The sequence below is a fragment of the Streptomyces sp. NPDC003034 genome, from assembly GCF_053591375.1.
Genome location: NZ_JBSFTS010000016.1, coordinates 99,156 through 112,346, shown reverse-complemented (window position 1 = coordinate 112,346; position 13,191 = coordinate 99,156). Strand labels below are relative to the sequence as shown.

Below are 13,191 nucleotides of genomic sequence, written 5' to 3'. Positions count from 1 at the left end.
CGGTGCCCGGCCGCGGGCTCAGGCGAGGAGTCCCAGGTGGACCGGCTCGGCCTGGGCGTTGGCGGTGAGGTCTGCGAGGAGGTCCGGCAGGCGCGGCGGCCACAGCGGTTCGCCGAGGGCGGCGAGCCGCTGGGGGGTGAGCCACTGCCAGTGGATACCGGGGTGCTCCAGGACCGGTTCGCGGCGGGGGCCGGTGGTCACGTAGATGTGCTCGTGCTGGCGGACGGGGACGCCCTGGTGGGTGAAGTCGTGCTCCCAGGTGCACAGCAGCCGCCCGGGCTCCACGTCGGTCCAGCCCGTCTCCTCGCGCAGCTCGCGCCGTACGCAGTCCTCGGGGCTCTCGCCGGGGTCTATGCCGCCGCCGGGGGGCAGCCAGTGGATGCCGACCTCCACGTTGTTCTCGCGGAAGAGGAACACCGATCCGGCGGGGGACACGATGACAACGCGGGCGGCGTGACGTGGAGTTCGCATCGATTCAGAGTACGTCCGCACCACCCCAGATGGAGCCCCGCGGCGCGCTTCCGCCCCCGGTCCGACCGGCCCGGACCGGCGCCTCATGCGCCGACGGGCCCCGGGTCGGATCCGGGCGGGCGTGTCGGCTGGGGGCCCGTCCGGCGGATCACGTCATGACTAGGCTGCCACGATGGAACGCGTAACCGACGTGCCCGAGAGTCCCGCCCCGCCCGCCCATCGGGCCCAGGCGAATGACTACGACAGCTTCGCCGAGGCGTACGCGGCGGACAACGAGAACAACCTCGTGAACGCGCACTACGAGCGGCCCGCGATGCTGGCCCTCGCCGGAGACGTGGCCGGCCGCCGGATCCTGGACGCCGGCTGCGGCTCGGGCTCCTTGTCCGCTGCCCTGCGCGAGCGCGGTGCGGTCGTCACCGGCATCGACGCCAGCGCCGGGATACTGGCGCTGGCCAGGCGGCGGCTCGGTGACGACGCGGCCCTGCACGTGGTCGACCTGCGCGACCGCCTGCCGTTCGGTGACGGTGCGTTCGACGACGTGGTCGCGTCGCTGGTGCTGCACTATCTGGAGGACTGGGGCCCGACGCTGACCGAGTTGCGGCGCGTGCTCAGGCCCGGCGGCCGGCTGATCGCGTCGGTGGACCACCCTTTCGTGGCCTACGCGAACTCCGCCCGGAGCGCGGCAAGCTGCATGCTCCACTGTCCCGCGCTGAAACGCGTCCCGTGAACGAAGACTATGGGCACCGCATCGGCTGCTGTCATCAGTCCCCCACGTGACACCGTCCTCCACCGACTTTACCGGCGGGATGTTCGACGCGATCAAGTGAGATGCCGGAAGGCGCTCGTCCGAGATGGCCGCGCGGCGAGCAGCCTGTACGCCCTGGACACCCTCGCGACAGCACTCCACAGGCTTCCGGGACGCGGTCGTCCGCACGGGTGAGGAAGCGGGGCCTGCGGATGTCGATGGCCGCCTCGATCGCGCGGGCGGGGGCGCGGAGGTCGCGCCCCAGGCGGATCCGCCCCCCACGGCGGGCCCGACGGTCCGGGCCCGTTTCCCGGACCGGCCGGGCCGCGCTCGGCCGGTGTTCAGCGTCTGCGAAGAGCGCCTGCTGTACGGTCGGTTCAATGAGCCAGCACGCCCGGGCCCGCTCCCGTACGCCCCGCAAGACCGGCACGCCGCGCGCTTCACGACGTGTGGCCCTCGCCGCCACCTTCGGCCTGCTGACCTTCGGTGCGGGCTGGCTGTACGTGCTCCAGGACTCGGGCAGGGCCGCCGGCAGCGCCGCCCGGGCGGAGGCGGACAGCCGGCCGCCCGCCGCTGCCCGCGTCGCCGACCGGGCCGCGCGCGACGCCCGGCGGGACGTCATGCAGGGCCTGACCGGCATCAGCGAGCGGACCCGGGACAGGATCCCGGCCGACTCCCGCCAGCTCATCCTCGTCACCGGCAAGGCCAAGGACTCCTCGGAGTCCACGGCCACCCTCTACACCCGGCCCGCGCCCGGCGCCGACTGGGTCAAGATCGAGAGCTGGCCGGCCCGCAACGGCGCGAAGGGCTGGTCCACGGAGCGCACGTACGGCGATCTGACCTCGCCGCAGGGTGTCTTCGCGCTCACCGACGCCGGTGGCCTGCTGCCGCCGCCGCCCGGCACGCGCCTCCCGTACGACAAGGACCGCGCGTTCGTCGCCACGGGCCGCGGCGTCAACGGCGAGTCCCTGGCCGGTTCCTTCGACTACGTGGTCGCCATCGACTTCAACCGCAGGCCCGGCCGCTCACCGCTGGACCCGGCGAAGCCGGAGGGCAAGCGCAAGGGCGGCAACATCTGGCTCCACGTCGACCACGACGGCCCCTCGCAGGGTTGCGTCGGCATCCCGAAGGAGGCCATGCGGAAGGTGCTGGCCACCCTAGATCCGGCGGCGAAGCCGGTGATCGTGATGGGCCCCGAGGGCATGTGACCTCCGCCGCCGTCCTGTCGGCGAAGGGCATCCGCGAGTAGGGCATCCGCGAGCAGGCCAGCCCCGAGACGCCAGCCCCGAGAGGCCAGCCCGGAGTAGGCCCGCCCCGAGTAGGGCGTCCCAGGGGAGGCCTTCCCGGAGGAGGCACGCGCCTCCGCCCCCTTGCCTGACGTGCCGTCAGATATGACGATGGCCCCGCACCCCCGATACAGGCGCCGACGCACCGGCATCCGCGTCCGCATCGGCGTCGGCAGACGAAGGCGAGGCGGGTCCGGTATGGCGCGCGTGTTTACGGAAGGGCGGCTGGGCTACGGGATGCAGCTCCCGGTCCAGTCGCAGAGCACCCTCTACGCCGAGCCCTGGGAGGCTTCGGCCACCGTCTCCGACCTCGCCGAGGTCGCGCGGGCCGCCGACCGGGCCGGCTTCGGGTACGTGGCCACCTGCGACCACGTGGCCATACCGCGGCGGCTCGCCGGACCCATGGGCACCGTCTGGTACGACCCGGTGGCCACCCTCGCCTTCCTGGCCGGCATCACCGAGCGCGTGCGCCTGCTGAGCCACGTCGCGGTCGTCGGCCTGCGCCACCCCCTGGTTACCGCCAAGCAGTACGCCACCCTCGACCACCTCAGCCGCGGCCGGCTGATCCTCGGCGTCGGCGCCGGGCACGTCCGGGAGGAGTTCGAGGCCCTCGGCGTGGACTTCGAACGCCGCGGGGCGGTGCTGGACGAGACCCTGGATGCCCTGCGGGCCGCCCTCGGACCCGAGGAGTATCCGCGGTACGAGGGCGAACTGTTCTCCTTCGCGGACCTCGGGCAGCTGCCCCGGCCCGCGCAGGCGCGGATCCCCGTCTGGGTCGGCGGCTCCTCGCCCGCCGCTCTGCGCCGCGCCGCCGTCCGCGGGGACGGCTGGCTGCCGCAGGGCGACCCGCGCCACGAGCTGCCGGCGCGCATCGCCCGTATCAAGGAGCTGCGCGCGCGGGCCGGGGTCAGCGCTCCCGTGGAGTTCGGTGCGATCACCGAGGCGCTGTACGTCGGCGAGCCCGGCTGGGACACCGGCCGGCGGACCCTCACCGGCAAGCCGGAGGCGCTCGCCGAGTCCCTGCGCGCGTACAAGGGGCTCGGCGTGGACCAGATCCAGGTCCGCTTCCGCAGCCGCGACCGGGCGGAACTCGTCGACCAGATCACGGCTTTCGGGGCCGAGGTGGCCCCGCTCCTGGGCGGTTAGGGGACGGGCATGGGCAAGCTGGACGGACGCGTCGTCATCATCACGGGCGCAGCACGCGGCCAGGGCGAGCAGGAGGCCCGCCTCTTCGCCGCCGAGGGCGCCAAGGTGCTCCTCGGCGACGTACTGGACGAACAGGGCGCGGCGGTCGCCAAGCGGATCACCGAGGAGATCGGCGAGGACCGGGCCCGGTACGTACGGATGGACGTGAGCCGCGAGGAGGACTGGGCGGCGGCGATAGCGGCCGCGAAGGAGGCCTTCGGTCCGATCGACGGGCTCGTCAACAACGCGGGGATCCTGCGTTTCAACGAGCTGACCGCGACCCCGCTGGAGGAGTTCCAGCAGGTGGTCCAGGTGAACCAGGTCGGCACCTTCCTCGGCATCAAGTCGGTCGCCCCCGAGATCGAGGCGGCGGGCGGCGGCACGATCGTGAACACCTCCTCGTACACGGGCCTGACGGGCATGGCGTACGTCGGTTCGTACGCGGCCACCAAGTCCGCCGTGGTCGGCCTGACGCGGGTCGCCGCCCTGGAGCTGGCCGCGAAGGGGATCCGCGTCAACGCGATGTGCCCGGGCGCGGTGGACACGCCCATGGCCAATCCGGGGCTCCTGGACCCGGCCGGGATGACGGACGAGGCCAGGGAGGCGATGGCGGAGCTCTACCGGCGCGTGGTGCCGATGGGACGGGCGGGCCGGCCGGAGGAGATCGCCAGGCTGGCCCTCTTCCTGACCGGCGAGGACTCCTCCTACATCACCGGTCAGCCGTTCGTCATCGACGGTGGCTGGATGGCGGGCGTCAGCCTCCTCTGAGGAGACCTGATGCTCCATCGGATGTCGCGGATGCCGCGCACCCCGGGTCTTGACGCTCGCGCCTGTGCGGTGGAACAGTCGACCCATCTCATCTGACGGTCCGTCAGAAACCGAAGGACGGTGAACCCCTTGGAATTCGGGCTCTTCGTGCAGGGATACGTGCCTGAGGCGCGGTCCAAGGTCGACCCCGAGGCAGAGCACAAGGCGCTGATCGAGGAGACCGAGTACGTCATCCAGGCCGACAAGTCCGGCTTCAAGTACGCCTGGGCCTCCGAGCACCACTTCCTGGAGGAGTACTCGCACCTGTCGGCGAACGAGGTCTTCCTCGGCTACCTCGCCCACGCCACCGAGCGCATCCACCTCGGCTCGGGCATCTTCAACCCGCTCGCCGCGGTGAACCACCCGGTCAAGGTGGCCGAGAAGGTCGCCATGCTCGACCACCTCTCCAAGGGCCGCTTCGAATTCGGCACCGGCCGCGGCGCGGGCAGCCACGAGATCCTCGGCTTCTTCCCGGGCATCACGGACATGAACCACACCAAGGAGATCTGGGAAGAGACCATCGCCGAGTTCCCCAAGATGTTCCTCCAGGAGGAATACGAGGGGTTCTCCGGCAAGCACTGGTCGCTCCCGCCGCGCAAGATCTTCCCCAAGCCGTACGGGAAGGCCCACCCGGCCATGTGGTACGCCGCGGGCTCGCCGTCCTCGTACGCGATGGCCGCGAAGAAGGGACTCGGAGTCCTCGGTTTCAGCGTCCAGAAGGTCTCGGACATGTCCTGGGTCCTGGAGCAGTACAAGACCGCCATCCAGGAGGCGAAGGCCATCGGCGCCTTCGTCAACGACAACGTCATGGTCACCTCGACCGCGATCTGTGCGGAGACCCACGACAAGGCCGTCGAGATCGCCGTCAACGGCGGGCTGAACCGGCTCCAGTCCCTGGTCTTCCGCTACCACGACACCTTCCCGCGGCCCGAGGGCATCCCGGAGTGGCCGGAGCTGCTCCCCGAGTACAGCGCGGAGATCATCGAGCTGCTGATCGCCGAGGAGCTGATGATCTGCGGCGACCCGTCGGAGGTGCTCCAGCAGTGCAAGCGGTGGGAGGCGGCGGGCGCGGACCAGCTGTCCTTCGGCCTGCCGATCGGGGTCTCGTACGAGGACACGCTGACCAGCATCCGGCTCATCGGGCAGCACGTGATCCCGGAGATCGACACGGACCCGGTCCACCGCACGACGCGCTTCCGCGAGGCCGCCTGACCCGGCGGGGCTGAAGAACCAGCCCCGCCGGCGGGCCCGGTCCGGGGCGCTGCCCGGCACACGGCCCGCAAGGCGCACACCGGCAGAAGGGACGTCATGCTCGACCACCTGATCAAGGGCGCGACCGTCGTCGACGGCACGGGCGCCCCCGCGTCCACCGCGGACGTCGGCATCCGCGACGGCCGCATCGCCGTCATCGCCGCGCCCGGCACCGTCACCGGCACCGCCCGCACCAGCGAGGACGCCACCGGCCTCGTCCTGACCCCCGGCTTCATCGATCCGCACACGCACTACGACGCCCAGCTGTTCTGGGACCCGTACGCCACCCCCTCCATGAACCACGGCGTCACCACCGTCGCCGGCGGCAACTGCGGTTTCACCCTGGCGCCCCTGCACCCCGCCCGCCCCGAGGACGCCGACTACACGCGCCGCATGATGAGCAAGGTCGAGGGCATGGCCCTCAAAGCCCTGGAGGAGGGCGTCGACTGGACCTGGTCCACCTTCGGCGAGTACCTCGACGCCCTGGAGGGGCGGATCGCCGTCAACGCCGGTTTCATGGTCGGCCACTGCGCGCTGCGCCGGTACGTGATGGGCGCGGCGGCCGTGGGCGGGCAGCCGACCCCCGCGCAGCTGGACGAGATGCTCGCCCTCTTCCATGACGCCATGGACGCGGGCGCCTGGGGCCTGTCCACCACCCAGTCCTCCACCCACTCCGACGGCGCGGGCTCCCCCGTGCCCTCCCGGCACGCCAGGCCGGCCGAGCTGCTGGCCCTGTCCAAAGCCGTCGCCGCACACGAGGGCACCCAGCTGGAAGCGATCGTCGCGGGCTGCCTGGACCAGTTCTCGGACGAGGAGATCGATCTCTTCGTGGAGATGACCGCCGCCGCCGGGCGCCCGCTGAACTGGAACGTCCTCACCATCGACGCCTCCGTCCCCGAGCGGGTGCCGCGCCAGCTCGTGCCCAGTGAGCGGGCCCGTGCGGCGGGCGGCCGGATCGTCGCGCTGACGATGCCGATCCTCACCCCCATGAACATGTCGCTCGGCACCTTCTGCGCGCTCAACCTCATCCCCGGCTGGGGCGAGGTCCTCTCCCTGCCCGTCCCCGAGCGGATCGAGAAACTGCGCGACGCGCAGGTGCGCAGGCGGATGCTGCGCCGGGCCGACAGCAAGGAGGCCGGTGTCTTCCGCCGCCTCGCCGACTTCGGGCGCTATGTCATCGGTGACACCTACAGCAAGGAGAACGAGGGCCTGCGCGGCCGCGTCGTCAACGACATCGCGGCCGAGCGGGGCCAGGACCCCTTCCACTGCCTGGTGGAGATCTGCGCCAACGACGATCTGCGTACGGTGCTGTGGCCGATGCCCACCGACAACGACCCGGCGAGCTGGGCCCTGCGCCGGGAGACCTGGCAGCACGAGGACGTCATGCTGGGCGGCTCCGACGCCGGCGCGCACCTGGACCGGATGTGCGGCGCCCCGTACACGACCCGCTTCCTCGGCGACTGCCTGCGCGGCCGCCGCCTGGTGCCGCTGGAGCAGGCCGTACGGATGCTCACCGACGACCCGGCCCGGCTGTTCGGGCTGCGCGAGCGCGGCCGGATCGCGGAGGGCTTCCACGCGGACCTGGTCCTCTTCGACCCGGAGCGGATCGACGCCGGCCCGGCGACGCTCGTCCACGACCTGCCGGGGAGCAGTCCGCGCCTGGACGCGCGGGCCGTCGGCATCGTCTCGGTACGGGTCAACGGAGTCGAGACCGTCCGCGACGACGAGGTGACGGGCGCCATCCCGGGCACCGTGCTCCGGTCGGGCCGGGACACGAGGACGGTGAGCACGAGGTGAGCGGCCGGGTGAGTGGTCTGGTGAGCGGTCAGGACGAGCCCCAGAAGCTGTACATCGGCGGGGAGTGGGTCGAGCCCGACGGTGGCCACTACGAGGTGGTGGACCCGGCGGACGAGTCGGTGGCCGGTCTCGCGCCCGAGGCCTCGCCCAGCCAGGTGGGGCAGGCGGCGCGCGCCGCGGCCGAGGCCTTCGCGGCCTGGTCCCGTACGGCCCCCGAGGCGCGGGCGGCGATCCTCGACCGGGCCGCGGACATCATCCGGCGGGAGTCCGAGCCGTGGTCGGCGCTGGCGCGGGCGGAGACCGGCGCGCCGACCGGGATCGCCCGCGGCATGCAGGTCGGGGTCGGGGCCGCCCGCTTCCGGCGGTACGCCAGGGGAGCCCTGGAGCCGGTGGAGCGGGGCCTGCCGCCGCAGGTCACCGAGGCGGGCCCGATGGGGCGGGCGAGCGTGCTGGGGGCGCTGGAGGTGCGCCAGCCGGTCGGCGTGGTCACCTGCATCACCTCGTACAACAACCCGTGGGCCAACGCGGCGGGCAAGGTGGCACCGGCGCTGGCGATGGGCAACACGGTGGTGGTCAAGCCCGCCCCGCAGGACCCGCTGTCGGTGTTCAAGATGGCCGGGGCCCTCCACGAGGCGGGCGTCCCGGCCGGGGTGGTGAACGTGGTCTCGGGCACCGCGGTGGAGGTGGGCGAGGCCGCCGTCGACTCCCCGTACGTGGACATGGTCTCCTTCACCGGTTCCACGGACGTCGGCCGGCGCATCGCGCAGGTGTGCGGCCGGACGATGAAGCGGCAGCTGATGGAGCTGGGCGGCAAGGGTGCGGCGCTCGTCTTCGACGACCTGGACGACGCGGGCCTGGACGCGGCGGTGCGGGGCATCGGGACCACCTTCTCCTTCTACTCGGGCCAGATCTGCACGGCCCCGACCCGGGTGATCGTCCAGCGGGCGGTCTACGGCCGGCTGGTCGAGAAGCTGACCGGCTACCTCGCGTACATGAAGGTGGGCGAGCCGGCGGCGCCGGGGACGGTGGTCGGGCCGGTGATCTCGGCGGCGCACCGGGACCGCGTCGAGGCGTATGTCGAACTCGGGCGCAAGGAGGGGGCGCGGATCGCGTACGGCGGCGGGCGCCCGGTCGTGGGGGCGGGCCGCGGTTTCTACGTGGCCCCCACCCTGCTGGTGGACTGCACGCCGGACATGCGCGTGGTCCGGGAGGAGATCTTCGGGCCCGTCGTCGTGGTCGTCCCCTTCGACGGCGGTGAGGACGAGGCGGTGGCGCTGGCCAACGACAGCGATTACGGGCTGCTGGACTACGTGTGGACCGGGGACGCGGCACGCGGGTTCCGGGTGGCGCGGCGGCTGCGGGCGGGCGGGGTCGGGGTGAACACCGTCGGGCGCAACATGGAGGCCCCCTTCGGCGGTTTCAAGCAGTCCGGCGTGGGGCGCGATGTGGGCTCGTACGCCCTGCACGCCTACAGCGAGACGCAGTCGATCGTCTGGGCGGGCTGAGGGAGCGGTCGGTCCGGTCGCCGCCCGCCTCGGCCGGAGACGGCCTTCACGGCGGGTTACCAGGGGTCACCCAAAGTCGTAAGGGAAACTTTAAGAACGCCTAAAACGGACATGGCTGCGGTTTCCGTACAATGGAAACCGCCGTCCAGGGCCTGCTGAACCGAGGCCCGAGTGCTGGATGAGCCTTGTATTACATGCTCATGAATGCTGTCGATCTCGAATTTCCAAGGCGTGTCAGCGCCTGTGGTTCCGGAGTCAAGACCTCCAGATGTGGAAAACGCAGGGTCTAACGTCCTGACCCATGACACAGATGGATGTCCGGCCCGAGGCTGGAGACACGGTGAACGGCGTCGCCCAGGGCGTACGCGGCAAGGGACTCGGCGGCAATTCCGTCGGCCTCATCGGCAACGCGGTCATCGGCGTATCGACGGTCGCCCCCGTCTACTGCCTCACCGCGACGCTCGGCCCCACGGTCAGCGAGGTCGGCGTGCAGATGCCCGCGATCTTCCTGGCCGGTTTCATCCCCATGCTGCTGGTGGCCTTCGCCTACCGCGCCCTGAACAAAGCGGTCCCCGACTGCGGCACCTCCTTCACCTGGTCGGTGAAGGCCTTCGGCCCCCGCATCGGCTGGATGTGCGGCTGGGGCCTGCTCGTCGCCACCATCGTGGTCCTGTCCAACCTCGCCGGTGTGGCCACCAACTTCTTCTTCCTCCTCCTCGGAGAAGTGAGCGGCAACCCGGACCTCGCCGCCCTGGACGGCAACAAGTACGTCCACATCCTCACCACCCTGGCCTTCATCGCGATCGCCACCGCGATCAGCTACCGCGGCATCACCGCCACCAAGTGGGTCCAGTACGTCCTGGTCGGGCTCCAGCTCGCGGTGCTGGTGATGTTCGCCTACATGGCCATCACCAAGTCCGGCGAGGCCGAGGGCTCGCTCGCCTTCTCCTGGTCCTGGATGAACCCCTTCGGCGTCGATTCGCTCGCCGCCTTCACGGCCGGTCTGTCCCTGTCGATCTTCATCTACTGGGGCTGGGACGCCTGCCTGTCCGTCAACGAGGAGAGCGTCGGCAGCGCCAAGACGCCCGGCCGCGCCGCGATGCTCGCCATGGTCGTCATCGTCGCCTCCTACCTGGTCGTGGCCATCGCCGCCCAGATGTACGCCGGTGTCGGCACCGAGGGCAACGGCCTCGGCAACGAAGAGACCTCGGACAACGTCTTCGCCACCCTCGCCGGACCGATCATGGGCTCCGGCCTCGGCATCCTGCTCTTCGTCGCGGTCCTGGCCTCCGCCGCCGCGAGCCTGCAGACCACCTTCATCCCGGTGGCGCGCACGGTCCTGTCCATGAGCACCTACGAGGCCCTCCCGGCCTCCTTCGCCCAGGTCCACCCCCGCTTCAAGACCCCGGGCCGCGCCACCGTCATGGCGGGCATCGCGACCGGCCTCTTCTACGCGGTGATGACCCTGGTCAGCGAGAACGTGCTGCTCGACACGATCTACGCCCTCGGCCTCATGATCTGCTTCTACTACTCGATCACGGCCTTCGCCTGCGTCTGGTTCTTCCGCGCCGAACTGCGCGCCTCGGTGCGCACCCTCTTCGTCAAGGGCATCCTGCCGGGCATCGGCGGCCTGATGCTCGCCGCGGTCTTCTTCAAGACGCTGTTCGACATGTGGGACCCGACCTACGGTTCCGGCTCCTCGCTCTTCGGCGTCGGCAGCGTCTTCATCATCGGCGTGGGCCTGCTGCTCCTGGGCGTGGTCATCATGGTGATCACGCAGCGCCGCAGTCCCGCCTTCTTCCGCGGTGAGGTCCTGACGAAGTCCACCCCGGCCCTGGTGGTCGAGGACTGACCCAGACCCCCTGCCTGTGTCGTCCCGAGAGGCCCCGGATCGATCCTCCGATCCGGGGCCGTCGGCGTTCCCGGGCCCGGGCGTGAGCCCCGCCCGGCGATCGCGGTGACCCCCGGTGCCCCCGGTCGTTGGTCACGCCATGAAGAAGACCGTGAAGCGCACCCTTGCCGCCCTGGTTCTTTCCGGCGGCACCGCCCTCGCCCTCACCCCCGTCGTCGCGCACGCCGACGAGTCCCCCGTCCAGGGAACGCCGATCACCCAGCGCGTCGGTGAGATCGTCGGGAACCCGGAGCAGGCCGTCGAGGACACGAAGACGGCCGTCGGCACCGCCGCGTCGGTGGCCGGCAGCTCCACGAAGGCCGCGGACACCTCCCTGGTGGGCGCGGACACCTCCCTCGCGGGCGCTGGCGAGGCCCTGGCCTCCGGGCTGCCCAAGAGCCCGAAGGTCGGCTAGGGGGTCAGCCCCAGGTGCGCGAGCACAGGACCAGCCGGTAGCCGTCCGGGTCGGCGACGGTGACCCCGTGCTCGTCCCAGTACGGGTTGTGGGAGGCGACCCGGGTCCCGCCGTGCGCGACGAGCCGCTGCACGAGGGCCTCGTCGGGCGCCTTCCCGAGGTAGACCACGAAGAGATCGTCGACGGTGGGGGCGGGTGCGACCGGGTTGCCGGCGTCGCGGGTGAGCTCGAAGTGCCACCCGCCTCCCGCCGGGCCGACCATCAGCAGATCGTGCTCCCCCGGCACGCTTTCGGCGCTGCGCCACTGCACTTCCAGCCCGAGCCCGTCGACGTAGAACCGCTCGGCGGCCTCCAGGTCGAGGGAGGGGCGGGCGACTCGGATGTGGGTACGTGAATCGATCATGCGGGGCAGCGTACGGCCGCACCCGGGGTGCCACCAGGGTGCGTCGGGCGGGTATCGGAGGTCGCCAACGAGCCCTAGTCGCCCTCGGCCCCGCCATCGCTCCCGCCGTCGGCGATGTCGTAGAAGCCGTCGCCGTCCAGGTAGTGCGCGGTCAGGATGTCGTGCAGCACGGTGCTCTGCGTCTCGTGCACCAGGTACACGCGCATGGGGTAGGTCCAGTCGTCCACCGAGCGGTGGATCCGCCCGCCCGGCCGGACGTTCAGGGCCAGGTCGTGGAAGCTGTCGAGCCCGCGCAGCAGCGCCATGTTCGGGTAGTCGCGCAGGATGCCCTCCCCGGGCGAGACCATGTTGACGAGCCCGGCGTGCCGGACCAGTTCGTAGGAGCTGCCGCAGCGCTCCAGGAAGCGGCCGGGGTCCACGTACGCGTCGACCGTCCAGTCCATCTGGCTCTCACCGATCGCCGCCTTCACGGGGACGTGGAGGTCGGCGCCGCAGGCGCGGGCGGCGGTCTCGATGAGCCGCGGGCCGTGCGGTGTCAGCTTCACCTCGCTGTGCGCGGGCCCGTTGCGCACGCCCAGGGCGTCGAGGACCCGGCAGGTGTACTCGACCAGCGCGTCCTGGTCCGGCCCGTGCCGGGGCAGCAGCCGTGCGCTGGCCCCCAGGTCCCGGACGCCGTTGGCGCTGAGGTGCTGCATCCGCCACAGGTCGGTGACGTGGTGCCGGCCGTCGAGGCTCACGGTGTTGACGATGTACTCGCCGCCGACGAGGTACTCCTGCGCGAGCACCGCCCGGTTGCGCGCGCCGAGAGCGCTGTCGGTGCCGATCAGCGCCGCGAAGGCCGCGCGCACGTCGTCGGCGTCGTCGCAGAAGTGGATGCCGTCGTTGCCGGCGCTCTTGACCGGCTTCAGCACCACCCGGCCCTCCGCCTTGGCGTGCCAGTCGAGCAGGGTGTCCAGGTCGGTGGCGAGGATCTGGTCGGCGGCTGGAACTCCCGCCGCACGTACCGTTTCCAGCATCCGGTACTTGTCCCGGCGGGCCGGGCTCAGCTCCGTGCCGTTGGTCCGCAGCCCCAGGGCCTCGCTCAGGACGTCGGCCAGCTCGACGCCGCTCTCGATGCCCGGCAGAAGACATACGGGTGCGTGCCGTGCGACGGCTCCGGCCGTGCGCGCGGCGTCGCCGTCGTGCACGACCTCCGCGACGAAGTCCCCCGGCCGGAAGCTGCGTTCGTACACGGGGTGCGCGGTGGCGGCGCTGCGGACGTGGAGGCAGTCGAAGCCGCGGTCGCGGAAGAGGGGCGCGAGACTGCGGGCGCTGGAGTAGGCGTCGACGATCGCGACGACGGGGCGGGCGGCGGGCTGTTCACTCATGCGATCCCTCATGGCTGGCTTGCTTGCTGTCGCGGCTGTCGCGGCTGTCCGGCTGGCTCGGCTGGTCT

Annotated in this window: 11 protein-coding genes and 2 pseudogenes; 9 read left to right on the top strand and 4 right to left on the bottom strand. The window is 71.6% G+C overall.

What is annotated here, in order from left to right:
- Nucleotides 1-18 precede the first annotated feature (18 nt).
- Nucleotides 19-471: an NUDIX hydrolase gene (locus tag ACWDX7_RS17945; RefSeq protein ID WP_451491026.1), complete on the bottom strand. Its 453-nt coding sequence runs from the start codon at nucleotides 469-471 to the stop codon at nucleotides 19-21.
- A gap of 172 nt (nucleotides 472-643) precedes the next feature.
- On the opposite strand from ACWDX7_RS17945, the pseudogene ACWDX7_RS17940 reads away from it, so the two are divergent.
- Nucleotides 644-1,132, top strand: a pseudogene (locus ACWDX7_RS17940) (class I SAM-dependent methyltransferase); the annotation flags it as partial.
- Between the two features lie 2 nt (nucleotides 1,133-1,134).
- Here the strand turns inward: ACWDX7_RS17940 and ACWDX7_RS17935 are convergent.
- Nucleotides 1,135-1,233 (bottom strand): annotated as a pseudogene (locus ACWDX7_RS17935) (alpha/beta fold hydrolase); the annotation flags it as partial.
- A 363-nt stretch (nucleotides 1,234-1,596) separates the two neighbouring features.
- Between ACWDX7_RS17935 and ACWDX7_RS17930 the strand changes: the two are divergent.
- The 8 genes from ACWDX7_RS17930 (at nucleotide 1,597) to ACWDX7_RS17895 (ending at nucleotide 11,353) form a co-directional block, all read left to right on the top strand.
- A complete protein-coding gene (locus ACWDX7_RS17930; RefSeq protein WP_451491025.1) occupies nucleotides 1,597-2,424 on the top strand; it encodes a L,D-transpeptidase family protein in 828 nt (275 codons plus the stop codon).
- Between the two features lie 276 nt (nucleotides 2,425-2,700).
- Nucleotides 2,701-3,648 carry an LLM class F420-dependent oxidoreductase gene (locus ACWDX7_RS17925; RefSeq protein ID WP_451491024.1) on the top strand — a complete coding sequence of 316 codons (948 nt, stop codon included), beginning with the start codon at nucleotides 2,701-2,703 and terminating at the stop codon, nucleotides 3,646-3,648.
- A 9-nt stretch (nucleotides 3,649-3,657) separates the two neighbouring features.
- A complete protein-coding gene (locus ACWDX7_RS17920; RefSeq protein WP_451491023.1) occupies nucleotides 3,658-4,455 on the top strand; it encodes an SDR family NAD(P)-dependent oxidoreductase in 798 nt (265 codons plus the stop codon).
- A gap of 129 nt (nucleotides 4,456-4,584) precedes the next feature.
- Nucleotides 4,585-5,706: an LLM class flavin-dependent oxidoreductase gene (locus ACWDX7_RS17915; protein WP_451491060.1), complete on the top strand. Its 1,122-nt coding sequence runs from the start codon at nucleotides 4,585-4,587 to the stop codon at nucleotides 5,704-5,706.
- Between the two features lie 96 nt (nucleotides 5,707-5,802).
- Nucleotides 5,803-7,542: an N-acyl-D-amino-acid deacylase family protein gene (locus ACWDX7_RS17910; RefSeq protein WP_451491022.1), complete on the top strand. Its 1,740-nt coding sequence runs from the start codon at nucleotides 5,803-5,805 to the stop codon at nucleotides 7,540-7,542.
- Between the two features lie 8 nt (nucleotides 7,543-7,550).
- The gene (locus ACWDX7_RS17905; protein WP_451491021.1) at nucleotides 7,551-9,047 is read left to right on the top strand and encodes an aldehyde dehydrogenase family protein; all 1,497 of its coding nucleotides are present in this window, start codon (nucleotides 7,551-7,553) and stop codon (nucleotides 9,045-9,047) included.
- Between the two features lie 301 nt (nucleotides 9,048-9,348).
- The gene (locus ACWDX7_RS17900; protein ID WP_451491020.1) at nucleotides 9,349-10,899 is read left to right on the top strand and encodes an APC family permease; all 1,551 of its coding nucleotides are present in this window, start codon (nucleotides 9,349-9,351) and stop codon (nucleotides 10,897-10,899) included.
- 139 nt (nucleotides 10,900-11,038) lie between these two features.
- Nucleotides 11,039-11,353: a hypothetical protein gene (locus ACWDX7_RS17895; protein ID WP_451491019.1), complete on the top strand. Its 315-nt coding sequence runs from the start codon at nucleotides 11,039-11,041 to the stop codon at nucleotides 11,351-11,353.
- Nucleotides 11,354-11,357: 4 nt separating this feature from the next.
- Here ACWDX7_RS17895 and ACWDX7_RS17890 read toward each other — a convergent pair whose 3' ends face one another.
- Both ACWDX7_RS17890 and ACWDX7_RS17885 read right to left on the bottom strand, forming a co-directional pair.
- Nucleotides 11,358-11,756 carry a VOC family protein gene (locus ACWDX7_RS17890; RefSeq protein ID WP_451491018.1) on the bottom strand — a complete coding sequence of 133 codons (399 nt, stop codon included), beginning with the start codon at nucleotides 11,754-11,756 and terminating at the stop codon, nucleotides 11,358-11,360.
- Between the two features lie 74 nt (nucleotides 11,757-11,830).
- Complete coding sequence (locus tag ACWDX7_RS17885; protein ID WP_451491017.1) at nucleotides 11,831-13,123, bottom strand: ATP-grasp domain-containing protein; 1,293 nt, start codon at nucleotides 13,121-13,123, stop codon at nucleotides 11,831-11,833.
- Nucleotides 13,124-13,191: the final 68 nt, after the last annotated feature.